Consider the following 25,032-nt stretch of genomic DNA (forward strand, 5'->3'; position numbering starts at 1 on the left):
GTCCTTACTACAATTCTATAGGTTCAATATGTGTAAACCTTTCTGTATTATACCTTCTACCAAAGTCCCATCCAGTTATACTTACTTTATCATATGTTTGAAGAGCTATCGGATTACATTCTACTGCCACTAACGTATTTCTACCTCCCCAAACACTCATTTCCTTACAAGTCTCAGTAATGATCTTTAAAGGGAGTAATGGAGATCTTCTCATCCATTCCTCTATATCTTTACTTAATACACTCTGTATATCCATAACCGGATATACATATGCAGGGTGCTTTTTGAATGCCTTCTGTTCAGCCCTCGTTAACTTCTTATACGCAGTGTTTATCGAGCCTTCAGCTTTTATCAATCTCCTTATTTTAGACCTGCCGTCAATAGAATCAATATCGACCATATTCATATTTTTAAATCCATCATTTCTTGCGTTCAACAGAAAATAAGAAGCATTTTCTCTATTTTTCTTTGGAATTTTTCGTGTTCTTTCTATCCTAGTTAACTGCTTCCCTTTTAAACCACGTTGCTTAGCCTTATCATATACTTTAACTTGTTGTCCATTCCTTTTCCCCCAATAAATCGTTGTACTACTTACACTAGGCACTTTGGGATTGTTTCTTTGAGAACCTACAAACAGTCTTTCCGCGACTTCTAACGATGTGAATGCATCGATATCTATTTTCTCATCCCATGATGCTACTTCAACACCATTAAAAGTTCCTAAAATAAACGTTATAACATCTAACATATCTGAGGGTGTTAAATGGTTAATATCAGGATTAATTCTGATAATAGTATTCGGTAGATTAGTATATATCCTTCCCCATACAACTTGAAATAGCGGATGTGAAAGCATATAACTGTATCGATCGTCGGGGCCCGCATTACTGAAATACGATGCAGGCTTTACTGTGTTCCAAAAGTTACTTGTCACAGTTAAGTCAGAGTGAAAAATGATCCCATCATAAGGGCAAGTCCAATCGACGGGTTCAATCTTAGATAATATATGTTGCAATTCATATATACCTGCTAGCTGCTGTTCAAGTTTCGTTTTATTAAATCTCCACATCTTATTACCCTCCATATTTTTATAGAGAAACCCTTCGTACTCAAGGCTTCGAGCAACCTTATGCGACCATCAATAAGGATAGCTATTACCAAACAATTGCCTCAAATAATAAAACAAATATATTTTAATTAATGGTATATTTGTATTTATGTTAACAAAGAGTTATAATTGAGTAAAGTACTAAATACGAAAGGTGGAATTATAACTTGTCCAGTCGCCAAATCAATTCATTAGAATTTCAATTACTTGCTAAAAGCTCGCTTGGAGATCGTTTAAAGTTCTTTAGAATGGAGGTCAAAAAGCTTGATCCTAATAAAGATTACACAACAACTGCTATTGCAGAAAGAGTAGGTGTTACTCCCCAAAGCATCTCGGCCATTGAGCGAGGGGAATCGAAGAAGCCCTCTTTTCAACTCATTCATAAGCTGACTAAAGAATATGGTATCCCTTTAGAAGCTGCTACAAATGAATTTTATGAAGAGGAAAAATTATTTACAATAGGTCATCCAATTGAAGTAGATATTGACTTCACAGACTTTGAAATAATCGACGATTCTACCCCCAACCTAGGAATCTTGGTATATCAAGCAAATAGTGAAAATCAAATTCGATTTGTTTTGAATGAAGAAATCACTCATGTAAAAGACATCGATTTCATTAAATTACTATCCCGATTGATTTATGAGTTAGAGTTTTATCAGATGGAAAACTCCATTCATATTTCTGAACTGTTTAGAAAGGAAAGTCCCTTTGATAAAAGCATGAAATTATTTCGGGCAACCGAAGAGATTTACCCCTACATTTCGAAAAAGCAGTTTTCAAATGTGATTTACGAATTAACCAAAAACAAGAATGAAAGCGAGTGATTCTATGAATAAAAAAGAAAATTTCACAGAAGAAGAGGATAAGAATATTGCCCAGTGGATAAAGGATAGGCAAAATAATCAAAGTCGTTTTATTGATTTGCTTTCTGATTTGATCCAATCATCGTATTCATCCACAGTTAAGGAGGAAAAATAATGGATAACATAACAAAAGCCGTCCTTTATGCTCGTGTTAGTACGGAGGAACAAGCTACAGAAGGATATAGTATAAATGCTCAAAAAGAGCTTCTATACGAATACGCAAACAAGAATAACATTGAAATCATTGAAGAGTATATTGATGAGGGAAAAAGTGGAAAAAGCATTGAAGGTAGACCTGAAATGAAACGTCTGTTGAGAGACTCTAAGGAGGAAAACTTTAACGCAGTTATTATATATAAGCTTGATCGTTTATCTCGAAAAACAAAGGATGCACTTGAAATTGCGGAGAAGCTTGATTTCCATAATGTTCAGCTTATCAGTTATTCTGAAAACATCGATACTACTACCCCTGGCGGAAAGATGTTTTTCACTATTTTGAGTTCAGTTGCAGAAATGGAACGCTCCACTATTATTGACCGCGCTAAAATGGGGATGGTTCAACGTGCCAAAGAAGGCTACTACAATGGAGGAAGAGTGCTAGGTTACGACAGTGTCAATAAACATTTAGTGATAAATGAGGAAGAAGCTCATATCATCCGCTTAATATTTGATTATGCCGAGCAGGATCTAGGTTATAAGGCCATTGTAAGTCGTATTAATACCATGGGCTATAAAACAAAACGAGGATTTGATTTTTCCATTAACACCATTAAACAAATCCTAGACAATCCACTTTATATAGGAAAAATTCGTTTTAATATGTATGAAAACTGGGCTGAAAAGCATCGCAAAGGAAAGAACAAAGATTATATCCTTGTTGATGGGAAACATGAATCCATTATCGAGCAGCAGCAATGGAATCGAGTACAACAATCTCGAAAAAAGCGCTCAATAAAACCTGCACAATCTAATAATCCATACATATTAAATGGACTTATTAGATGCCCTGAATGCGGATATGGAATGGTTTCTGGATCTTCAAAAGGAGCGAAGGGTAAAAAGTACCGTTATTATGTATGTGGACTATTCCACAATAAAGGTAGCAAAGCATGTAGTGCACATTCCATTCGTGCAGATCGAGCAGAAGAACAAGTATTTGAGGAATTGGAACGCATCGTGTCTGAGCCTTATGTATTGAAACGGATTGTTGATAATGTTAATGAGAAACGTATTGATGCAAGAACCCCAATTAATGATGAGATTAAGATATTACAATCTAAGCTGAATAAGGTAGAAGTTCGAATTAATAACATTACGAATCAATTAATGGATGATCCCACACTGGTTGCTATTTTCAAGCCAAAATTAACTGGGCTTACCGAAGAACAAGCAGAGCTCCAAAGCAAACTTAAAGCTTTAAATACTGAATTAGAAGAATGTGATACAACACCTATTGATGCTCAAGCATTGCATAACCTTTTAGCAAACTTTGATAAGGTGATAAAGGATGCAGAGCCTGAACAACAAAAGGCATTACTCCGCTTAATCATAAAGAATATACAGATTAGCAAAGAGGCACCTCGTGGGATTGGGCGACATATAAAGAAAATCAATCTATACTTTGACTTTACAATAGAGGGATTAGAAGAACATACCCTGGATTTATTAGACACAGTTTCTATGGATTGTATTGCACCTGTTGAATCATGGATGTTAGAAAATGAGGATGGTAAAATGTTGAGCGAAATGATGGATTCGCTCAACATTTTACCCTTAAAAGATGTACGGTTCCCCCCTATTAATCCGAAAACTCCGATAAACCTGCTCCAACAACACCAGCCGCATCAACTGATGAGGAAACGTCATCTTAGAAAACGACAAAGCCAAATCACTCCGCTTCCGCACATCCTCACTAATCCCCAGTGAACCGCCAATCACAAACACAACCTTGCTCTTCCCGTAAGTCGCCAGCTCATCCAGCTTTTTAGCCAGCTGCTCCGAGCTCAGCATTTTCCCCTCAATCTCCAGCGTAATCACAAAAGCATCCGGATGAACCTGCGCAAGAATTCGCTCGCCTTCCTTACGCTTCACCTCTTCCATTTCCGCTTCACTCATCGTCTCCGGAGCTTTTTCATCTGCTACCTCGACTATATTCACTTTCGCATAAGCACCTAACCGCTTTTTATATTCATCGATACCCTGCTTCAAGTATTTTTCCTTTAGCTTTCCTACAGTGACAAGGGTTATATTCATTGAAATCTTCCTTTATAATTAAAATGGTATTTTTTCCGTTATATTGTCCTTCTATTTTACCATATACCCCAGAAAAAGTTGCCAATTCCCTGCATTTATCATTGATTCGTCCCTAAAAATGAATCTCTAACCTCTTTCTCGGGCCTCTCAGTCTTCACTATCCACACTATTGACTTCTCCCCGCTTCTCTGATAAATTAAAATTGTACAAAATGACAAACGCATACATAACATAAAGGAATGTTACCTTTATTGGGCATAACCTGACGAGATAGAGCACTTTTAGCGTGCCTTATTTTGTCAGGTTTTTTTATTGGATATTTTCCTTTGCTGTTATTTTAAAATTTAAAACGAAAGGAAGTAGAAATGATGGCAAACTATACTTTTCCAGACGGTTTTTTATGGGGAGGCGCGACCGCTGCTAATCAGGTAGAAGGAGCTTATCTGGAAGGCGGCAAAGGGCTGACAACCGTTGACTTAATGCCTGCGGGGGAGAAACGCGGACCTGTGATGAAGGGATATGTACCTTCACTGGAGCCGTTAGAAGGGGAATTTTATCCTTCTCATGAAGCGATTGATTTCTATCATCATTATAAATCGGATATTGCTTTATTTGCGGAGATGGGTTTTAAAGCTTTGCGTATTTCCATTGCTTGGTCGCGTATTTTCCCTACAGGTGAAGAGGAAATCCCGAATGAAGAAGGACTGCGCTTCTATGACAGTTTGTTCGATGAGTTGAAAAAGCATGATATGGAGCCTGTTGTTACACTTGCGCATTTCGATGTTCCTGTTCATCTGGTTGAAAAATACGGCAGCTGGCGTTCCAGAGAGGTAGTCGGACTTTTTGAGCATTATGCGAAAACTGTTTTCCAGCGCTATCAGGATAAGGTGAAATATTGGGTCACCTTCAATGAAATTAACATGCTGCTTCACCTTCCATTTATGGGTGCAGGCCTCACTTTCCAAGAAGGAGATAATGTCAAACAGATTCAGTATCAAGCTGCACATCATCAGCTTGTTGCCAGCGCATTAGCAGTAAAAGCATGCCATGAAATAATTCCGGACGCACAAATCGGCTGTATGCTTGCTGCTGGAATGTTCTATCCTTATACCTGTGATCCTGCCGATGTAAAAAAAGCAATGGACCGGGATCGTGAATCCTTCTTCTTTATCGATGTGCAGGCGCGCGGATATTATCCAAGCTATGCGAAGCGTTTCTTTAAAGAAAATAATATTTCTCTTGTAACAGAACCGCAGGATGAAGAAATTCTTGCTGCGCATACGGCAGATTATCTTGCCATGAGCTATTACTCCAGCAGAACAACAAGTACAGACCCGGAAATCACACGGAAATCTACCAGCGGGAATGTTTTTGGCTCTGTCCGCAACCCATATGTTAAAAAATCAGAATGGGGCTGGACAATTGATCCGCTTGGTTTCCGAATTACGATAAATCAGCTGTACGACCGTTATCAAAAGCCGATATTTGTTGTGGAAAACGGCTTAGGGGCGATTGATACACCGGATGAAAATGGGAATATTGAAGATGATTACCGCATCGAATACTTACGTGAACATATCTCCGCAATGGGAGAAGCCATTGAAGACGGTGTGCCAATCATCGGCTATACAAGCTGGGCTCCAATTGATATGGTCAGTGCATCCTCCGGCGAAATGAAAAAACGTTACGGTTATATTTATGTCGACCGTGATAATCAGGGGAATGGAACAAAGGCCCGCTCGAAAAAGAAAAGCTTTGACTGGTATAAAAAAGTGATCGCAACCAATGGACAGGACTTAGATTAATGTAAACGGGGCTTCATCCCCGTTTCCCTTCCTTCCCGTATGCCAAAAGGGCTCGGCCGGCTGCTGAAAATTATCTGATTTATACCATTTGAAAACGTTGACACAACGCCAGATATAGGATTATAATACTAACTAGATTATAAATAAGACTGTTTAGGGATTGTTACTGGTAGGCAGGCAAAACCCAAGTCACAGCGAAGAACGATACATTACTGTCACCGTTCTTCCTTTGACTTGGGTTTTTCATTTTTCACCCTGTATACGTGTGGAGGAAGGATATTAACATGAAAATTCACAAGGTAATTAATAACAATGTTGTTAGTGCATTTGATGAAGCTGGTCAAGAGCTAGTTGTGATGGGAAGGGGTCTTGCCTTTCAAAAGAAGCCAGGTCAAGAAGTGGATGAGACTAAAATTGAAAAGATCTTCACTCTGAAGGATCCGCAGACTTTTGATAATTTCAAATTACTTTTACGGGAAATTCCTGCCGCACTGATGTCAGATGTGGAGGATATCATTCAGGATGCCAAAGAAACCCTCGACACAGAATTAAGTGAAAAAATTTACTTATCACTCCCTGATCATATTCATTTTGCGATTGAGCGTTACAATCAGGGTATTGAAATAAAGAATGGTATTCTGTGGGAAATCAAACAAATCTATAAAGATGAGTTTGCTGTTGGGCAGCGTGCTGTCGAACGGATTAATAAATCCTTTGATGTGCAGCTTCCAGAGGATGAAGCTGCATTTGTTGCCATTCATATTTTAGAAGCAAGTCTGAATGAAAATACGAATCAGACGGTTAATACAACGAAATTCATTCAGCATATTATTAACATCGTCAAATATCATTTTAATGTGGAGTTTGATGAGGACTCCTTGAACTATGGACGCTTTATTACGCACTTAAAGTATTTTGCACAGCGCGTTTTCCATGGGTCACACTATAAAAATGATGATGATTACCTGTACATTATGATCAAGCAGAAGCATAAGGAAGCATCAAAATGTACGGAAAAAATAAAAGATTTTATCAAGAAAGAATATGACCACGATTTAACAAATGAAGAAATGCTCTACCTGACCATTCATATCGAACGGGTCGTCAATCGTTAGTCTTGAAGAAATTTTTTCAACAAAATAGAGAATGGCATTTAGGATTGTTACTGATAATGCAGGCAAAACCTAAGTCATGGAAAGGACATACTGCGTATGTGCTTCTTTTCCAATGGCTTAGGTTTTTTCTATAGATAATTAACAAAAAATGAGGAGGTTCAAAGATGGATAATCAAAAATTAGCTAAAGAAATTATCAAACAGGTCGGCGGCGAAGAGAATGTTAACTCACTTATTCATTGCGCAACACGCCTGCGTTTTAAATTAAAAGATAATTCCAAAGCGAACAAAGATAAATTAGAAAACACAGAAGGTATTATTACCACAAAAGAAAGCGGCGGGCAATTCCAGGTTGTTATCGGAAATACGGTGCCTGAGGTTTACCAGGAGATTGGAAAGATTACCAATCTTTTAGATGATGATCGTAAACAGGACAGTCAGGAAAATGAGAAAAGCGGAAATTTACTAGGCAGGATTGTTGACGTCATTTCCAGTATTTTTGCTCCTTTGCTTGGAGTAATGGCGGGTGCCGGTATTTTAAAAGGACTGCTGCTAATCTCGGATAATTTTAACTGGCTCGATGCAGAGGGCACTACCTATACCATTCTTTATGCAGCTTCTGACAGTTTGTTTTACTTCCTGCCTCTCTTGCTGGCAGTAACAACAGCACGTAAATTTGGGGCAAACCTTTTTACTGCATTGACGGTTGCCGGCGCACTTGTTTATCCTTCCATTATTGATTTGGAAGCGGCGGGCGATCCGGTTGGATTTTTCGGTATTCCTGTAGTAATGATGCCATATTCATCTACTGTTATACCTATTATTCTGTCTGTTATTATGATGAGCTATGTTGAAAAATTTGCGAATCGGTTTATTCATCAAAGTGTTAAGAATTTCTTGACGCCATTAATTTCTTTAGTTGTGATGGTTCCTTTAACTTTAATTGTGTTTGGACCAATCGGTGTATCTATTGGTAACGGTATTGCCGATGCTTTACTTGCCGGATTCAACTTCAGTCCATTACTTGCCGGCGCAGTTCTTGGTGCAGGATGGCAAATATTCGTTATTTTCGGTGTTCACTGGGGACTTGTGCCTGTGTTCATTAACAACGTTGCTGTCTACGGACAAGATGGTATTAAACCCGCTGCAACAGCATCTGTATTCGCACAAACCGGTGCTGCATTCGGGGTATTCCTGAAAACGAAAAATAAGAAAATGAAAGCTTTGGCTGGTTCAGCTACGGTTACTGCTCTATTTGGAATTACGGAGCCAGCTGTATACGGGGTTACTTTACGCCTGAAAAAACCATTTATTGCCGGAATTATCGGTGGTGCTGTCGGTGGTGCAATCATTGGCTATGGCGGTACACAGGCATTTGCTTCCGGAGCACCGGGATTACTGACTTTACCTATTTTCTATGGACCAGGCGGCGAAGGGTTCCTGGCACTTATCATTGGTATCACTGCTTCCTTTATTATTTCAGCAGTCCTCACCTATATTTTAGGATTTGATGATCCTGTTGAAGATCCTGTACAGGAGCCTGGCGCAGTATCAAATGAAAAGGAAACAATCGAAACAGTAGACGAACAAATCATGAGTCCAATCGAAGGAACATCCAAACCTTTAACAGAAGTATCTGACCCAACCTTCTCTTCAGAAGCCATGGGACAAGGTATTGCTATTGAACCAAGAGTCGGGCGCGTAGTTTCTCCGGTTGACGGAACAATTACCGTTGCTTTTAAAACGAAGCATGCTATTGGGATTGCTTCCGATAAAGGAGCAGAAATTTTAATTCACGTAGGTATGGATACTGTTCAACTGGACGGGGAACATTTCATCTCCCATATTAAAGAAGGAGATAAAATCAAAGTCGGAGATGTACTTGTAGAATTTGATATGGATAAAATCAAAGAAGCAGGTTATGAAATAACAACGCCTGTTATAATTACGAATTCCAATCAATACAGTGTTATTGAACCTACTAATCGAAAAGATCTGAAAGAATCAGATACACTGCTCACGCTTGTTCCAAAAGAATAAATGAAAAGAGCTAGCTGCTATTTTTCAATAATAGCAGCTAGCTCTTATTTAATGAAGGATAATATTATTTATACGAGCGAGGAATAGAGATTGCTTTTCTCCAGCAAGAAGAGCCTATTTTTCACTCTCTTCTTGACCAATCAGCCCGCACATCTTCATCCCATCTGCAATTCCATCGTCATCATGCGATTTCGTAATATATGTCGCGGCTTCCTTAATCTCCTCTACCGAGTTTTCCATTGCCACCGATGTTTTTACAAACTGAAACATTTCTAAGTCATTCAATCCATCGCCGAAAGCATATGTATTCTCTTTAGGCAGGCCGGTAATTTCTAAGAATTCTTTTATCCCTGTTGCTTTGGAAATGCCTTTTGGAAAAACATCACAGTTGTAGGGTGAGTTACGGACAAATTGGAGATCTGGGAATTTTTCCTGGTACTCTTCTTCACCTTCCTCAATAAATATTTCGACCTGGTAGACCGGTTTATTCATATAAATGTCATCATCGACAACCGGGATCTCTCTGTCGCAATACTCACAGTCCTTCTTTAACAGCTCAGATTGATCATTTGTTGTGTAAATCCGTTCAGCCGTGTGATAACAGATTGTTACACCTCTTTGCTCTGTATACTCCTCCAGCTTTTTTAATTGGACAGGATTAATCCTGTTCCGGTAGATAACCTCTCCTTCATGCACAATGAACTGCCCATTCATTAATACAGCTGACTGAATCCCTGTTTCTGCCTGCAGTTCCTTTGTCTCAAATACAGGTCTTCCAGTTGCGAGGACAGGTATGCCGTTATTTTCAATTAGTTTTTCGATTGCTTTTATGCTGCTCTCTGCTACTTTTTTTTCACTTGTTAGTAATGTTCCATCTAAATCAAAGAATACGATTGGTCTCTTTGTCATTTTTTTGACCTCCTCACATGTCCTGATGGAGTAATGTACCCTTATTCTAAAAGATAATGAGAGGAAAAGCTAGGCTTTCTATCTTTTTCTGAATTGTTTTCATTTCCAGTCTTTCCTATCCTTACAAGTTTCATGCTCTCCTAATTGTGGAATAGACAAACTAGGCAAAAAAGAAGCGTCCTATAAAGCCGCTTCATTAATATAAGAATTAAAATGCTCTTGATAAGGAGGCATATTTTATGTTTGATGATCGTGCAGGAAAAGTACTCGTTGAACAGCTCTCAGATTGGGGAGTGGACCATATTTATGGAATGCATGGTGACTCGATTAATAATCTGATGGAAGAGCTTCGAAAAGCCGAGGATAAAATAAAATTTATTCAGGTTCGTCATGAAGAAGCCGGGGCATTAGCTGCCTCTTCTTATGCAAAATTGACTGGAAAGCTTGGCGTTTGCCTATCGATTGCAGGACCCGGGGCGATTCATTTATTAAATGGTTTGTATGATGCGAAGAAGGATCACGCACCTGTTCTTGTCCTTGCCGGGCAGGTTCCAACGGATCAGATTGGAACAGATGGCTTTCAGGAAGTAAATATGGAACGTATTTTTGATGATGTCGCTGTCTTCAATAAGCAGGTTGTCTCAGAAGAGCAGCTCCCTTCTATGGTTAATCAGGCCATCCGAACAGCTTATGCGAAAAAAGGGGTAGCTGTCTTAACTCTGCCAGATGATATTTCTGCAGAAAAAATCAAGAATAAGGTACAGAAAAATGCCGTGCTGTATGAAGCACCCGAGCTTACACCGGACACTGCTGCGATGCAGGAAGCTGTTTCTGTAATTGAAAAGGCGAAGAAGCCAATTATTTTAGCAGGAACGGGAGCGAAAAAAGCTAAGGAAGAGCTGGCGGCATTTTCTGACAGGATTGCAGCTCCTGTTGTTATTTCCCTTCCTGCTAAAGGGGTTATGGAGGATGAACATCCAAACTTTCTTGGCAACCTGGGAATGATAGGAACTAAACCGGCTTATGAAGCAATGGAGGGTGCCGATTTGCTGATTCTGCTTGGTACCTCTTATCCGTATACGGAATTTTTACCCGAGGATGTAACATGCATTCAGATCGACAGTAATCCGCTTCAAATCGGTAAAAGGTATCCAGTGGATATCGGCATCGCCGGAGATGCAAAAAAAACACTCGCTTGGCTAAATGAACAGCTGCCTCAGACCGAAAAACGTGATTTCTTAGAAAAATATCAGGAGAAAATGGCAGCTTGGTGGGAGGAAATGAAAGCAGATGAAGAACAGGCCTCCACACCTATTAAACCGCAGCAGGTCATCCATGAAGTGCAGAAAATTACTGCGGACGATGCCATCCTGTCTGTTGATGTCGGTAATGTGACTGTATGGGCAGCACGCCATTTCCGGATGAAAACCACACAGGATTTCCTGACCTCCAGCTGGCTGGGCACCATGGGCTGTGGACTTCCTGGAGCCATTGCCAGTAAACTCGCTTTCCCTGATCGGCAGGTAATCGGTCTCTGCGGTGATGGCGGATTTACAATGAACATGCAGGATTTCCTGACTGCGGTGAAGTATAACCTGCCAATGATTATTGTCATTTTTAACAATGAACGGATTGGCATGATTAAATATGAGCAGGAGGCTGGGGGGAATCTGGATTATAAGACAGGTTTAGAGAGCTTTAACTTTGCCCGCTTTGCGGAAAATTGCGGCGGTAAAGGCTATCGCGTCGAAAAGTTTGAGGAGCTGAAGCCGTCTCTGGAGGCTGCTGCATCCTTTAATCAGCCGGCAATTATAGATGTCTGTATTGAAGACGAGCCGCCGATTCCGGGCAAGCTTTCTTATGATCAGGTAACTAGCTATTCGAAGCAGACAATTAAGAAGCTGTTTGAAAAGGGGAAACTGGAGCTTCCGCCGGTTCGTAAGGGGTTGAAGCGGATGTAAGGATATATTCCTTTACCCCTAAAAAGAGGCATGATCAATTTATGTGTTTGATCATGCCTCTTTTTTCACTTTCCGAACATGCTGCACATACTTATAATCTTTCTAACGTTTCCATCATACTCATAAACGATGCTTTATCTGTCATTTGCATGAGCTTCTGCAGACTTTCCGGATGCTCGATCAGCTTGCTGATCATTTCATAAAGTGGCTGCAGGTCCTCAACGCTGTTCTTCTTCACACTGAGCAACAGCACAAATTGAACCGTCCTTTCAGTTGTCCATGGAATCGGCTCAGTTAAGGTAGCAATCGAAATAAATGTCTGCTGCGACTGCGGCGTTAATGGATGCGGAATTGCCACCAGGTTGCCAAAAGCAGTAGGGGCGATTTTTTCTCTTTCATAAATGGATTCGAGAAATCGGGCTCTTTTCAGATCATCTGATTCTATTTCGCTGACCATAAATGCTAGAACATCTTCTTTGGCATGGAATGATTGATTTAAAAATAAATAGTCCTCTTGTAAAAAATCCCTGATGACGTTGGATGGGGTTCCGGCTATATAGGACGAAATATGCTGAAGATCATCCTTACTGATGATTGCATTCACCTCCACAACAGGAATACCTAAATCCTCATGAATCGGTATAGTCGTAATAATAAAATCTATATCATCTAATGGATAAGTGGATAACCGATAATATTCTGTGGTTCCTGCGATGTCCATTTTCCCATTAAATTTTGTCTTGAGCCGATAATAAATTAATTGAGACGTGCCCATTCCAGAAGCACAGACAATCAGGCAGCGTTTTGGTCCCTGCTTCAGCTTCTGCCTTTCCATTGCCGCACCGATGTGGAGTGCTAAATAGGCAATTTCGTTCTCATCAATGGTAACCTCTGTATATTTCTCAATCACGACTCCTGCATGTACGGCTGCCTGGAAAGCAAGCTGATAATTTTTCTTAATACTTTCCAGCATCGGATTTCTGATATTCATTCCATATTTATACCGGTTCATTGCCGGCTTCAAATGAAGTCCCAGGTTAATCATCAAATCCCTGTCGTGGCGAATATTTAAATGCATCTCCAGCTCAATACGATCTAATATCGCAATAACCAGTTCATAAATCGCCGGATCAAGGAGGCTTTCTATGTCCTGATTTTTCTCTATATCAGCAGTTGTCAATATCTTTGTACCTAATAAATGCAGCGCAACATAGGAGGTTTCCGTTGGAGGAAATATCACTCCTAACTCCTGCTCTGTATCCCCGACAATTTTTTCTGCAACCTTGTATTCTTTTGTATGGGTTATCTCCTGCTTGGGATTAGCGTCATTATCAACCGGATGACCGTTCTGAATACGCAGCACCGCAATGGCAATATGAATAAACAAATTCTGTATGGCAATATCTGAAAGGGTCATATGCTGCTTTTCCAGATGCGCAATGATTGTCTGCTTAATAAAGTCTGTCTGTTCCTTTGGCAGCCTGATGAAGCCGTCATATATATTGCCGTTGGAGTCACTTCCCCTTTGAATCAGGTATTCTGCCATACAAAACCGTATTTTCATCTCTTCCCCGATTATTCTAATTCCATAATTCGGCTTCACACGAATATCCAGATAGAAATTAGATAAATGCTCTCTTACTAATTTCATATCGTTTTGAATGGTTGCTTTGCTGATGTACATCTCATCTGCCAAGTCTTCCAGCTTCAAATAGTCCATGGTTAAAAGTAATTTCTGAATAATATAACGTACACGCTGATCCGGTGTATTTGGGATTTGTTTCTGATCTTTATTTTCATATAATGCCGTGGTTAAGAAGTGGCGAAATAACTGCTCATCCTCGATATGCAAGTGATACCCGCGGCCTTTTATCGATTGAATCGATGCTCCGTGCGAAAGAAGCTGCTGATTCAATTTTTTTATATCTTCTTGCGTGGTACGCGGGGTTACTTGATTAATATTTGCTATAAATTTGCTTGTCAAAGCTTTCTTTGCCTGAATTAATTCCTTCAATATAGAACGAAGCCGCCTGTCCATCATGACACCCCTCGCGAAAGAGAAGACGTTTTAAAAACATCTTCTCCCTATCTTTGTAACGAATCTATCTATATTATACTTTTTTCTTCCATCTCGTAATTATTTTTCTTCGTCAAAGCCATTTTCTTCACTTATACGCTTAAACCAATGGGCACTTTTCTTTGGCGTACGCTCCTTCGTTTCCAGATTGACAGAGAAGAATCCATAACGATTTTTATAGGCATTCGCCCAGGACCAGTTGTCCATTGTCGTCCATAGATGATAGCCCCTTGCATGACAGCCTTCTTCCATCGCCTGGTGCAGCCATTTTAAATGATCTCTGATAAACGTAATCCGATAATCATCCTGAATTTGCCCATCTACTATAAAGCGCTCTTCGTTTTGCACACCCATCCCGTTTTCTGAAATAAATGAATCGATATTATGATAGTTATCTTTTAAATTTATCATAATATCATAGATTCCCTTCTCATAAATCTCCCAGCCGCGATATTCGTTCATCCGTCTTCCCGGCATTTCATAATTATCAAAGAACCAGTCCGGCATAAACGGCCCATGCGGATTCGGGAGATGTTCCTTTGCCTTCACTCTTCTTGGCTGGTAGTAGTTCACACCCAATAAATCAATCGTATTTTCTTTAATTAGGGCTGCGTCGCCATCCTTTGTGTGAGGGAGATGGCTGTATTCAGCCAGCAATTGAATCAGATCCTTGGGATAATGTCCCAACACAGCCGGGTCTAAAAAGCTTCGGTTAAAAAATAGATCGGCAATATGGGCTGCTTTTTTATCTGCGGGATGATCACTCCTTGGATAGGACGGTGTGAGATTAAGGATAATCCCGATTTTCCCGTCCTTTATATCAAGCTCTTTAAATGCCTTCACGGCCTTCGCATGAGCGATAATTGTGTGATAAGCCACCTGAAAGGCCCGTTTGGCATCGACAATATTCGGATAATGAAAATTATATAGATAGCCGCCTTCCACAGGTACAATTGGTTCATTAAATGTAAACCACTTCTTGACACGATCACCGAAAAGCTCAAAGGCTGTTTTGGCATATTGCTGATACATATCGGTGACATCACGGTTTTCCCAACCGCCTATTTCCTGTAGTTCAAGCGGCATATCAAAGTGAAAAAGATTTACAAAGGGCTCAATCCCCTGCTTAATCAGTTCATCAATGACATGGTTATAAAAAGAAACAGCTTCCTGATTCACTTCACCTGTACCGCCTGGAATCAGCCTGGACCAGGAAATGGATAAGCGAAAAGAGTTATGCCCATATTCCTTCATTAATGCAATATCCTCCTGATACCGATGATAAAAATCAGAAGTATACTCCGGACCCACTTGGTTATAAAACCGCTCCGGCTCTATCTCGTACCAGTAATCCCAGATGTTTTTTCCTCTTCCGCCTTCATCAGCCGCCCCTTCAATCTGTGTTGCAGAGGTAGCACTTCCCCACCAGAAATCTTTTGGAAATTGATATTGTTGCGTTGTCATATAGAAAACCCTCCATTATTTCATTCGATATAGCTCAATGATTTCAATAGCCAAATCGCGTGTCGTCATTGCATTCATTAAATGATCCTGCGAATGTACAAGCAACAGATTAATTTCCTGCTTATCCCCCTTCGCCTCATCTTGCAATAATGCAGTTTGATAGTGATGTGCATTCGTTAATTCGTTTCCTGCCGCTTGAATCAGCTTGTCTGCTTCCTCGAATTTTCCTTCTTTGGCAACCTGGATTGCTTCCATTGCATTTGATTTCCCATTACCGGCATAAAGGATAATTTGAAAGGCGGTTTCTGTCATTTTTGATTGATCCATATTTATCTCCCCTACCTGTACAAGATTGCTTCTTTGGTGTATCTTTTCGATCAGCTTGCTTTGGTTTCTTCTCCTGATTTTTCTGTTTCATAATAGTTTTTATCGAGAATTTTCAGGAACGGCCACCAAATAATCATCACAACGAAGAGATTAAATGCCTGCAGTACAGCGCCCTGCCATGCATTTCCTGTAGCCAGAAAACCGCTGAGTAATGGCGGTGTTGTCCATGGCACGATAATCCCCGCAGGTTTTGGAACGAGCCCCGTCGACATGCTTACATACGTAATGACAGTTACCACCACTGGTGCAATAAGCCATGGAATAAGCACTAAGGGATTCATAATAATTGGAAGCCCGAAAATAATTGGCTCATTCACATTAAAAACGCCTGGCGGACCGCCTAATTTCCCAATTTCTTTTAATTGTCTGCTTCGCCCGATAAGTATAATCAAAATAATGACAGCTAAAGTCATTCCCGAACCGCCCATTCCGACAAGAAAGGAATCAATAAATTGCTTGGTAATTATGTTAGGTAATTCTGCTCCAGCTTGAAAGGCAGATAAATTCTGTTCATTCAGGCTGTACCAGATAGGATCAAAAACAGAGTTTACGATAATTTGTCCATGCAATCCAAAGAACCAGAATACTTGGATAAGCAATACTGCAATAATTGTCGCCGGTAATCCGCTTCCCAATTGGGTCAACGGTTCCTGAACAACTGTGTAAATAAAGTTTTGGACCGTCTCAAACGGTGTAAAGCTCATCAGAATGCGCACGAGAAGAAAAACAGAAAGTGTGAACGCAATCGGCAGTAACGCACTAAATGACTTGGACACTGCTCCCGGTACACCGGCAGGCATTTTTATCATCCAATTCTTTTGGACAAAAAAACGATATAATTCCGCAGAAATAAAAGCAGTGAATATCCCTAAGAACATCCCTTGAGCTCCCAATGCTGATGCAGGGATCACCCCGGCTACTCCCTCCAGCACCTGGGGAGTTAAAATAATAAATGCAGCAACTGCCACTACACCGCCATAAATCGCCTCTCCTTTGTAGTGCTCAATTAATTTATAACCGATACCAATAATGACAAACAGTCCCATAATACTTAACGTTGATGCTGAAGCAGGCCCCAGAGCCTCCTGATACCGAGCGAACGCATTCTCACTCATCACAGAATCCAGGAACGGGAAGTTGGCGATAACCACAAAGATCGAACCAAATATAATTAATGGCAGCGCAACCATAAAACCATCTCTTAACGCGGATAAATAACGGTTATTATTTAATTTATCCGCAATTGGGAGCAGTATATTCTCTAGCATCTGCATAAATTTACTATTTTCCATCCGAATAAACCTCCTTTGTATTCAAAACATTTTTCCGCCCTATCAGGAAAATAAAGACAATGCTTTCTCTAATACAGCTGCTCCATCCACTCTCCCATATGCTACAGGATCAATCACGTCGACAGGGATGCCTTCCTCAGCGGCAGCTTTTTCAAATTTCTTTTTTAAGAATCGCATTTGCGGACCAATTAACAGAACGTCTGCCTTTCCCAATTCCGTAAAAGCTTTATCCTGTGCCACTGCCCAGATTTTTACATCTATTCCCTTTGCAGATGCCGCTTCTTCCATTTTTGATACTAGCAGGCTTGTTGACATTCCCGATGAACAAGCTAATAAAATGTGCTTCATTGTTATTCCCCTCCTTGAGTTTATCTTGTTTTTCTCTACATTCATTGTATTAAATAAGCGCTTACATTAAAATCGATTATTTTTCCGCTGCTTAACGGAAATGGTTATAAAATGAAATTTTTCCTTACTGACTCATCCCGCAAGCAATAAAATGCTTTCCCAATGTGAACGGGAAAGCATTTTCTACTTTTTCTCATGATACTGTAGGCTCGGATAAAGATCGATAATTTCAGATGTGTTCTTACGTTCTGCTTCTATATTTCTAATAAGATGCTTCACTAAACCTTCAGCAATTTGTTCGGCTGGTACACCGACGGAATAAATCGGCATCTCGATGGACTTAAATTGCTTGATATTATCATAGGCAATAATGGTTTTCCGGGATTCCAGTCCATCGATATGATGTAAAGCTCCCATCGTAATATCATAACTCCCGCAAATAATACCGTCATGCAGTGTCTCCGTTTTTAAAAATTCTTTGACAGCCTGCTTTGTTGCCGTTTCGGTTAACCCGCCGGAATCAATGAGACGATAGTTTATCTGCTTCTCCCTGCAGTAATTTTCAATGGTTTCTTTCTTCACAATCTGCCGGATATCCTTTGTATGCAGCTCACCGATATAATCAATACTTTGATGCCCTTTTTCAATCAACAGGTCTACAGCCTGCTTCATGGCCCAATTATGATGGACGTTAATAATTGGATAAGGTAACTTCCGGGCAACCCCATAAGCAATGACAGGAATATTATTCGTGATTTTCTCTGGCAAGGTAGTAGCCTCTCCCTCATCAAAAACAATAACGCCATCAAAGCGTAATTCTAAAAACTTACTCGCTGCTGTAATTGGATTATCAATAGAGACAGCCATAAAGTATCCAGCCTGCTTTAATGCCTCATTTACCTGCGTTGCCAACGTTGTTATCGCTACTCTATCCACTGCCGGCCAAATCAAACCAATTGTATGACTCTTGTTTGATACGAGCGATCGGGCAGAGTTATTTGGAATATAATTCATCTCTTCCGCTTTTTCTTTAATTTTTCTTTTGGTTGCTTCTGTGACGAGCGGAGAATCCTTCAACGCCTTGCTCACTGTGGAATAACTCACCCCGCACTCGGTCGCAATATCCTTTAAAGTTACAGCCATTTGTTTACTCCTTAAAAATTATCTATTGATTTCTTCTTGATATAATTATATCATAAGGAATAGGAAGTTTGATTTTTTTTATACCCGAATAACAACGTTGTTATTTTAAGAGGAGGATAAATATGCGTATTTTTTTATTATGCATTGTAAGCGTTTTAACTTTATTGACAGGTTGCGCACAGGCGGATAGTTCAGGGGATACCAAGGAATTTGTTCTTGCTCATAACCAGCCTACCAACCATCCAATTCATGAATCACTGCTTGATTTCCAGAGGCTTTTAGATGAAAAATCAGATGGAAAGCTAAAGCTTAAAATTTATGCAAATGGACAGCTTGGCAGTGAACGGGAGGTTATTGAAATGACCCAGACCAACGCAGTACAGTTTACGAAAGTATCTGCAAGTGCATTAGAAAGTTTTTCAGAATCTTACTCTCTGTTTAGTATGCCATATCTATTTGATTCTCAGGAACAGTATCGTGATGTCATGAAAATGCCGGAAATTCAGGATGCTTTCTACAATAAAACAGAAGACAATGGATTTATCGGCATTACTTATTATGATGCAGGTGTACGGAATATGTATACCAAGGATCGAATGCTGGAAACCAATGAAGATATGCATGGCATAAAAACACGTGTTCAACCAAGTAAAACAAGTGTTCAAATGATTGAAGCGCTTGGTGGTACACCGACACCGATGGGATTTGGTGAAGTTTATACTGCTTTGCAGTCCGGGTTATTAGATGCAGCAGAAAATAATGAGTCTGCTCTGACTGATAATAAGCATGGTGAGGTTGCCAAGCATTATTTCTATACGGAGCACGCGATGGTTCCTGATATTTTAATTATGAATGTGGAAGCTTATAACCAGTTATCGGACGAGGAGCAGCAATGGGTTCGGGAAGCAGCAGAAGAATCCTCCGTTCTGCATGAGCCGCGTTGGGATGAGCGTATGCTGGAAGCTCGTGAAATTGCTGAGGATGAAATGGGAGTTACCTTCCACGAGATTGATAAAAGCAGCTTTATGGAAGCTGTAAAGCCATTACAGGATTCCTTCCAGGAAAATGAAGCTACGAAAGAACAATATGACTTAATTATGGGAGAGAAAGAGAATGAGTAATATTAAAAAGTATATTGATAAATGTCTTCTCGTCTTAACAGGAATTTTAATTGCTGTCATGTCCGTTCTATCTGTTTGGCAGGTTATCGCACGGTATATTCTTAACACACCCAGCACAGTCAGTGAAGAAGTCATCCGCATGCTTTTAATCTGGTTTGCTTTAACAAGCGCTGCGTATGTATTCGGCCAGCAAAAGCATATTGCAATTGTGTTTATCAAAGAAAAGCTGGCTCCGAAGGCACAGCTGGCGCTTCACCGTCTATCGAATGTTATTTTATTACTTGTTGCTGTTGTTCTTATGATTTGGGGAGGGATTCAGGTTATCAGTCTTACCTTGACCCAAACTGCTCCTTCTACAGGCATATCCATGGCATGGATGTATGGAGCCCTTCCAATTTCAGGACTCTTTATTATATTTTATGCTATCTATAACTTAGCAGTCGGGGATATGACATCATCTGAGGAAGGAAGTGAACAGCTATGACATTAATTGCAGGACTGGTACTATTTATTTCGTTTCTTGTAATGCTTATTTTGAGTATTCCGATTGCGATATCGATTATTTTAAGCTCCCTTTTGACAATGCTTTTGATTCTGCCCTTTGATGTAACTGTTGTTACTGCTGCACAAAGAATGGTTACAGGAATTGATAATTTTACAATGCTGTCCATTCCACTTTTTGTACTTGCGGGGATCTTGATGAATAATGGCGGGATTGCTTTCCGGCTGGTCAATTTCGCAAAGGTGTTAGTTGGAAAATTGCCTGGTTCCTTAGCTCATACAAACATTGTTGGGAACATGCTTTTCGGTTCTATTTCTGGATCAAGTGTAGCTGCCGCTGCCGCTATGGGTCGTATCATGACTCCTTTACAAGTAAAGCAAGGCTATCGGAAGGATTATTCTGCTGCTGCAAATATTGCTTCGGCACCGGCAGGGTTATTAATCCCGCCGAGTTCTTTATTAATCGTATACTCATTAGTTAGTGGCGGAACATCTATTGCAGCTTTATTTATGGCAGGATATATTCCAGGTATTTTATGGGGTATTACAGGAATGATTGTGGCTTATGTCTTAGCGAAAAAGCATAACTACCCTATATCTGAGAAAATCAGCTGGAAGGATCGTTTCTTTCTTATTCTTGATGCTATCCCAAGCTTGTTGCTGATTATTGTTGTTATTGGCGGTATTGTTGGAGGAATCTTCACTGCAACAGAAGGAGCTGCAGTTGCTGTTTTATACGCTTTTATTCTGTCTCTTATCTATAAGAGCTTTAAAATCGCTGATATCCCAACGATTATCAAAGAAACAGTTGAAATTACAGGTATGATTCTTTTATTGATTACCGCTTCCGCTCTATTCTCATTAGTAATGAGCTTTACAGGTCTGCCGGAAGCCATTTCAAATGGAATTCTATCACTGACAGAGAATCCGATTCTCTTATTACTTTTAATGAATCTTATTTTATTGCTTATCGGAACATTTATGGATATAACACCAGCAGTACTCATTTTCACACCAATTTTCCTGCCGATTGCAACATCTATTGGCTTAGATCCTGTTCATTTCGGTATCGTTATTGCATTCAACCTGTGTATCGGTAACATTACACCTCCTGTAGGAAGTGCATTATTTGTCGGAGCTAGTGTTGCCAATGTTAAAATTGAAAGTGTCATTAAGACACTTGTCCCTTATTTCATAGCGTTGATAGTGATGCTGCTCGCAATTACATTTATTCCGCAATTATCACTATTCTTACCGAATTTATTTGGACTATAAAGCAAGGAGAGTATATTTATGACACTCATTAATGAAAACTTTTTATTAACAACAACGAAAGCAAAAGAGCTCTATCAAGCTGTTAAAGATATTCCGATATATGATTTCCACTGCCACTTAAGCCCGCAGGAAATCTATGAGGATAAAAACTATGCCACAATTACGGATTTATGGCTCGGGCATGATCATTATAAATGGCGCCTGATGCGGGCTTACGGTATTGATGAAGCCCTGATTACCGGAGATGGCGACAGCTTTGAGAAATTTAAAGCGTTTATCGGTATGCTTCCAAAAGCCATCATGAATCCGATGTATCATTGGTGCTATTTGGAGCTTGCCCGTTACTTCAATCATTATGAAGGTGTACAGCATAGCGATGCCGGAGAGCTTTATAAGAAATTAAATGAAAAGCTCGGACAGCCAGATATGTCTCCGAGAAGTATCTTGCGGAAAAGCAATGTACAAGTAATATGCACCACAGATGATCCTTGCGATGACTTATACTATCATCAGCAGCTGGCAGCAGATAAATCCTTTGATATAGAGGTCCGTCCAACTTTTCGTCCGGACTTCTATGTTAGCCTGAAGCAGGAAACCATAGAGACAGCAATTCAGAAATTGCAGACAGCAACCGGTTCAGAAATTAATAGTTTATCTGATTATATCGGTGCTCTTGAAAACAGAGTAGATTACTTTAACAAACATGGTGCAAAAAGCGCTGATCAAAGCTTTGCTCAAGTAGTATTAACAGGATTATCTGAAGAAGCAGCTGCAGCATACTTTACTAATTTAAAAAATGGAAAAGCACTTGATAACCGGGAAACACGCGAACTGGCTGGCTGGCTGTTGTCCCGCCTGGCAAAATCATATAAAAAATATGGCTGGATCATGCAGCTGCATCTCGGACCGCTTCGAAATAATAACACGCTTCAATATGAGAAAATTGGTGCGGATGCTGGCTTTGACAGTCTTGGAAATTCGCTGAATGCAGAAGAATTGAATCAATTATTAGATTATCTGCATCAAAAAGACTGCTTGACCAACACCATTATTTACCCGCATAATGCCAATGATCATTCCATGGTACAGGCTGCTGCCGGTAATTTCACTTCAAAAGACGTGAAGGTACAGCTTGGTGCTGCCTGGTGGTATAATGACACGAAAGACGGGATGCTTCAGCATTTAATAGACTATGCAAACATCAGCCTGCTGTCAGAATTTGCAGGGATGCTTACTGATTCTCGAAGCCTGTTATCCTATTCCCGGCATGAATACTTCCGGCGTATTCTCTGCCAGCTTATCGGGTCTCTTGTGGAAAAGGGAGAAATTGAAGATGACCCGGTATTGCTGGAAGGTATTTTAAAGGATATCTGCTTTAACAATGCAGCACGCTTATTTAAAGTTGAAAATATCAAGGAGGTTTACTGATGCAATTGTCGTTTAGATGGTATGGAGATACCGATCCTGTTACCTTAGACAAAATAAAACAGATTCCCGATATGAAGAACATTGTTTCTGCAATTTATGATGTTCCCGTCGGTGAGGTTTGGCCAAAAGAGCGGATTGAAGGCTTAAAGGCTTCGATAGAAAAGGAAGGACTCTCTCTGGCTGTGATTGAGAGTCTGCCTGTTCACGAATCTATCAAACTTGGTGAAGCTGATCGGGATAACTATATTGCCAATTACAAAGAATCTTTGAAGAATCTTGCTGAAGCAGGAATCAAAACTGTCTGCTATAATTTTATGCCGGTTTTTGACTGGACAAGAACAGATTTAGAGCATGAATTAGAGGATGGCTCTACTGCTTTATTATATGATCATGATTTTATTAAAGAAATTGACCCTGTTACGACAAACTTGAATTTGCCCGGCTGGGATGAAAGTTATACAAAAGAAGATATGGCAGCTCTGATTGAAAAGTACCGCCAGATGACGGATGAAGATTTATGGGATAACTTGACCTATTTCTTAAATGAAGTATTGCCGGTTGCTATTGAGCATGATGTTGACCTGACAATTCATCCAGATGACCCACCTTGGTCTATCTTTGGGATTCCTCGTATCATTAAAGGAAGAGAAAGCTATCAGCGGCTGATTTCCATTAATGATGCAAAAAATAACGGAATCTGCTTCTGTACCGGTTCTCTTGGCTGCTTAGAAGAAAATAATCTTCCTGCACTTATTCGTGAATTTGGGGAACACATTCATTTTGTTCATATGCGGAATATTAAGCGGCTAGAAAACCATTCTTTTGTAGAGACAGCACACCTGTCTAAACTGGGATCGGTTGATATGAAAGAAGTTACGCGTGCATTAAAGGATATTGATTACACAGGAACCATTCGCCCAGATCATGGCAGAATGATTTGGGGCGAAACAGGAAGAGCGGGCTACGGCCTCTTTGACCGTGCATTAGGTGCAGCCTATATTAATGGCCTGATTGAAGGAGTCGAATAAGCTATGAAGTTATCATTTGAAGGACGGAATATTGTTATTACCGGAGCAAGTGGTGTGATTGGCAGTACTTTTGTGAAAGCTCTTGTTCAAGAAGGAGCGCATGTCGGCTTGATCGGCCGCAGCCGAGAAAAGCTTGAGAAGTTGATGGGAGAGGTAAACACGAAGAGCACACACACGATTGCTTTAGAAGCCGATGTGTTAGATAAAGCTTCTCTTGAAAAAGCAAAGCAGGCCTTTAACGCAAAGTTCGGAACAGTGAACGCGTTGATTAACTGTGCCGGAGGAAATCATCCTGATGCGACAACTGATGATGAGCACTATGAGAAGGATATCAAGAAAAACTTGTTCGGATTAAGTGAGGAAGGTGTGGAAAGTGTCTTTCGTTTAAATTACACTGGAACCTTCCTCCCTATCCAGGTATTTGGAACAGATTTAACAGAGGGCGAAGGAAATTCAATTGTTAACATTTCCTCTATGAATGCTTTTCAGCCTTTAACAAAAATACCGGCATATAGTGGTGCCAAGGCAGCAATCAGTAATTTCACACAATGGCTCAGTACTTACTTTGAAGGGAAAGTTCGTGTTAATGCCATCGCGCCAGGGTTCTTTGAAACAGCACAGAATAAAGGTCTTTTACGTAATGACGATGGCTCTTATTCCGAGCGTGCAGAGAAAATTTTAGGGCAAACACCGATGAAACGTTTTGGTGACCCGGAAGATTTAGTTGGAACATTGCTATGGCTGCTTGATCCAAACGCAAGCCGATTTGTTACTGGAATTGTAGTACCTGTTGATGGCGGATTTTCTTCGTATTCAGGAGTGTAAAAATAAAGGGAGAGGACGTTAATTTAGCGTTCTCCCTTTTTAATTTAGTAATAAAGCTGATTCCCCAAAAAAACCATCTGTATTCCA

The 25,032-nt window shown here is 40.1% G+C and carries 21 protein-coding genes and 1 pseudogene; 13 read left to right on the forward strand and 9 right to left on the reverse strand.

The window, feature by feature from the left end:
* Window positions 1–7 precede the first annotated feature (7 nt).
* The gene (locus MKY30_RS05640; protein WP_341083058.1) at window positions 8–1,069 is read right to left on the reverse strand and encodes a hypothetical protein; all 1,062 of its coding nucleotides are present in this window, start codon (window positions 1,067–1,069) and stop codon (window positions 8–10) included.
* Window positions 1,070–1,275: 206 nt separating this feature from the next.
* On the opposite strand from MKY30_RS05640, the gene MKY30_RS05645 reads away from it, so the two are divergent.
* The 3 genes and pseudogenes from MKY30_RS05645 to MKY30_RS05655 all read left to right on the forward strand — a co-directional run.
* The gene (locus MKY30_RS05645) at window positions 1,276–1,935 is read left to right on the forward strand and encodes a helix-turn-helix transcriptional regulator (RefSeq protein WP_341083060.1); all 660 of its coding nucleotides are present in this window, start codon (window positions 1,276–1,278) and stop codon (window positions 1,933–1,935) included.
* A 4-nt stretch (window positions 1,936–1,939) separates the two neighbouring features.
* On the forward strand, window positions 1,940–2,089 hold the full coding sequence (locus tag MKY30_RS05650) for a hypothetical protein (protein ID WP_341083061.1): 150 nt from the start codon (window positions 1,940–1,942) through the stop codon (window positions 2,087–2,089).
* A pseudogene (locus MKY30_RS05655) lies at window positions 2,089–3,129 on the forward strand (recombinase family protein); the annotation flags it as partial. The gene MKY30_RS05650 and the pseudogene MKY30_RS05655, both read left to right, overlap by 1 nt.
* 618 nt (window positions 3,130–3,747) lie before the next feature.
* Here the strand turns inward: MKY30_RS05655 and rlmH are convergent.
* Window positions 3,748–4,227 (reverse strand): 23S rRNA (pseudouridine(1915)-N(3))-methyltransferase RlmH, encoded by a 480-nt coding sequence (gene rlmH / locus MKY30_RS05660; protein ID WP_341083062.1) that lies wholly within the window; start codon window positions 4,225–4,227, stop codon window positions 3,748–3,750.
* A 368-nt stretch (window positions 4,228–4,595) separates the two neighbouring features.
* Here rlmH and MKY30_RS05665 point away from each other — a divergent pair, with 368 nt between their 5' ends.
* The 3 genes from MKY30_RS05665 to MKY30_RS05675 all read left to right on the forward strand — a co-directional run bounded on the left by MKY30_RS05665 (window position 4,596) and on the right by MKY30_RS05675 (window position 9,186).
* The gene (locus MKY30_RS05665; RefSeq protein WP_341085598.1) at window positions 4,596–6,032 is read left to right on the forward strand and encodes a 6-phospho-beta-glucosidase; all 1,437 of its coding nucleotides are present in this window, start codon (window positions 4,596–4,598) and stop codon (window positions 6,030–6,032) included.
* A gap of 284 nt (window positions 6,033–6,316) precedes the next feature.
* The gene (gene licT, locus MKY30_RS05670) at window positions 6,317–7,147 is read left to right on the forward strand and encodes a BglG family transcription antiterminator LicT (protein ID WP_156986270.1); all 831 of its coding nucleotides are present in this window, start codon (window positions 6,317–6,319) and stop codon (window positions 7,145–7,147) included.
* 164 nt (window positions 7,148–7,311) lie between these two features.
* A complete protein-coding gene (locus tag MKY30_RS05675; RefSeq protein WP_156986271.1) occupies window positions 7,312–9,186 on the forward strand; it encodes a beta-glucoside-specific PTS transporter subunit IIABC in 1,875 nt (624 codons plus the stop codon).
* Between the two features lie 114 nt (window positions 9,187–9,300).
* Here MKY30_RS05675 and MKY30_RS05680 read toward each other — a convergent pair whose 3' ends face one another.
* Window positions 9,301–10,095: a Cof-type HAD-IIB family hydrolase gene (locus MKY30_RS05680; RefSeq protein ID WP_341083063.1), complete on the reverse strand. Its 795-nt coding sequence runs from the start codon at window positions 10,093–10,095 to the stop codon at window positions 9,301–9,303.
* Between the two features lie 239 nt (window positions 10,096–10,334).
* On the opposite strand from MKY30_RS05680, the gene MKY30_RS05685 reads away from it, so the two are divergent.
* Window positions 10,335–12,056: a pyruvate oxidase gene (locus MKY30_RS05685; protein WP_156986273.1), complete on the forward strand. Its 1,722-nt coding sequence runs from the start codon at window positions 10,335–10,337 to the stop codon at window positions 12,054–12,056.
* 91 nt (window positions 12,057–12,147) lie between these two features.
* Here the strand turns inward: MKY30_RS05685 and MKY30_RS05690 are convergent, their stop codons facing one another.
* The 6 genes from MKY30_RS05690 to MKY30_RS05715 form a co-directional block, all read right to left on the reverse strand.
* Window positions 12,148–14,094: a PRD domain-containing protein gene (locus MKY30_RS05690; RefSeq protein WP_156986328.1), complete on the reverse strand. Its 1,947-nt coding sequence runs from the start codon at window positions 14,092–14,094 to the stop codon at window positions 12,148–12,150.
* Window positions 14,095–14,193: 99 nt separating this feature from the next.
* Entirely contained in the window at window positions 14,194–15,597 is a 1,404-nt protein-coding gene (locus tag MKY30_RS05695) for a glycoside hydrolase family 1 protein (RefSeq protein WP_147212474.1), read from the reverse strand.
* A gap of 15 nt (window positions 15,598–15,612) precedes the next feature.
* Window positions 15,613–15,924, reverse strand: coding sequence for a PTS lactose/cellobiose transporter subunit IIA (locus MKY30_RS05700; RefSeq protein WP_156986275.1), 312 nt, complete (start codon window positions 15,922–15,924; stop codon window positions 15,613–15,615).
* Between the two features lie 50 nt (window positions 15,925–15,974).
* Window positions 15,975–17,276 (reverse strand): PTS cellobiose transporter subunit IIC, encoded by a 1,302-nt coding sequence (gene celB / locus MKY30_RS05705; RefSeq protein WP_147212476.1) that lies wholly within the window; start codon window positions 17,274–17,276, stop codon window positions 15,975–15,977.
* Window positions 17,277–17,318: 42 nt separating this feature from the next.
* Window positions 17,319–17,624 carry a PTS sugar transporter subunit IIB gene (locus tag MKY30_RS05710; RefSeq protein WP_147212477.1) on the reverse strand — a complete coding sequence of 102 codons (306 nt, stop codon included), beginning with the start codon at window positions 17,622–17,624 and terminating at the stop codon, window positions 17,319–17,321.
* A 183-nt stretch (window positions 17,625–17,807) separates the two neighbouring features.
* Window positions 17,808–18,767 (reverse strand): LacI family DNA-binding transcriptional regulator, encoded by a 960-nt coding sequence (locus MKY30_RS05715; protein ID WP_147212478.1) that lies wholly within the window; start codon window positions 18,765–18,767, stop codon window positions 17,808–17,810.
* Between the two features lie 122 nt (window positions 18,768–18,889).
* Here MKY30_RS05715 and MKY30_RS05720 point away from each other — a divergent pair, with 122 nt between their 5' ends.
* From MKY30_RS05720 to MKY30_RS05745, 6 genes are read left to right on the forward strand one after another with little or no spacing between them, the layout of a single operon-like run.
* Window positions 18,890–19,888 (forward strand): TRAP transporter substrate-binding protein, encoded by a 999-nt coding sequence (locus MKY30_RS05720; RefSeq protein WP_147212479.1) that lies wholly within the window; start codon window positions 18,890–18,892, stop codon window positions 19,886–19,888.
* On the forward strand, window positions 19,881–20,372 hold the full coding sequence (locus MKY30_RS05725) for a TRAP transporter small permease (protein WP_147212480.1): 492 nt from the start codon (window positions 19,881–19,883) through the stop codon (window positions 20,370–20,372). The genes MKY30_RS05720 and MKY30_RS05725 overlap by 8 nt, the downstream gene beginning before the upstream one ends.
* Window positions 20,369–21,664 carry a TRAP transporter large permease gene (locus tag MKY30_RS05730; protein ID WP_147212481.1) on the forward strand — a complete coding sequence of 432 codons (1,296 nt, stop codon included), beginning with the start codon at window positions 20,369–20,371 and terminating at the stop codon, window positions 21,662–21,664. The genes MKY30_RS05725 and MKY30_RS05730 overlap by 4 nt, the downstream gene beginning before the upstream one ends.
* Before the next feature lie 18 nt (window positions 21,665–21,682).
* Window positions 21,683–23,092, forward strand: coding sequence for a glucuronate isomerase (uxaC, locus tag MKY30_RS05735; RefSeq protein ID WP_341083068.1), 1,410 nt, complete (start codon window positions 21,683–21,685; stop codon window positions 23,090–23,092).
* On the forward strand, window positions 23,092–24,120 hold the full coding sequence (locus tag MKY30_RS05740; protein ID WP_147212483.1) for a mannonate dehydratase: 1,029 nt from the start codon (window positions 23,092–23,094) through the stop codon (window positions 24,118–24,120). The genes uxaC and MKY30_RS05740 overlap by 1 nt, the downstream gene beginning before the upstream one ends.
* A gap of 3 nt (window positions 24,121–24,123) precedes the next feature.
* On the forward strand, window positions 24,124–24,945 hold the full coding sequence (locus MKY30_RS05745; protein WP_341083071.1) for an SDR family oxidoreductase: 822 nt from the start codon (window positions 24,124–24,126) through the stop codon (window positions 24,943–24,945).
* Window positions 24,946–25,032: the final 87 nt, after the last annotated feature.

Origin of the sequence: Oceanobacillus sp. FSL W8-0428 (assembly GCF_038004405.1) — a bacterium.
Taxonomy (GTDB): Bacteria; Bacillota; Bacilli; order Bacillales; family Amphibacillaceae; genus Oceanobacillus; species Oceanobacillus sojae.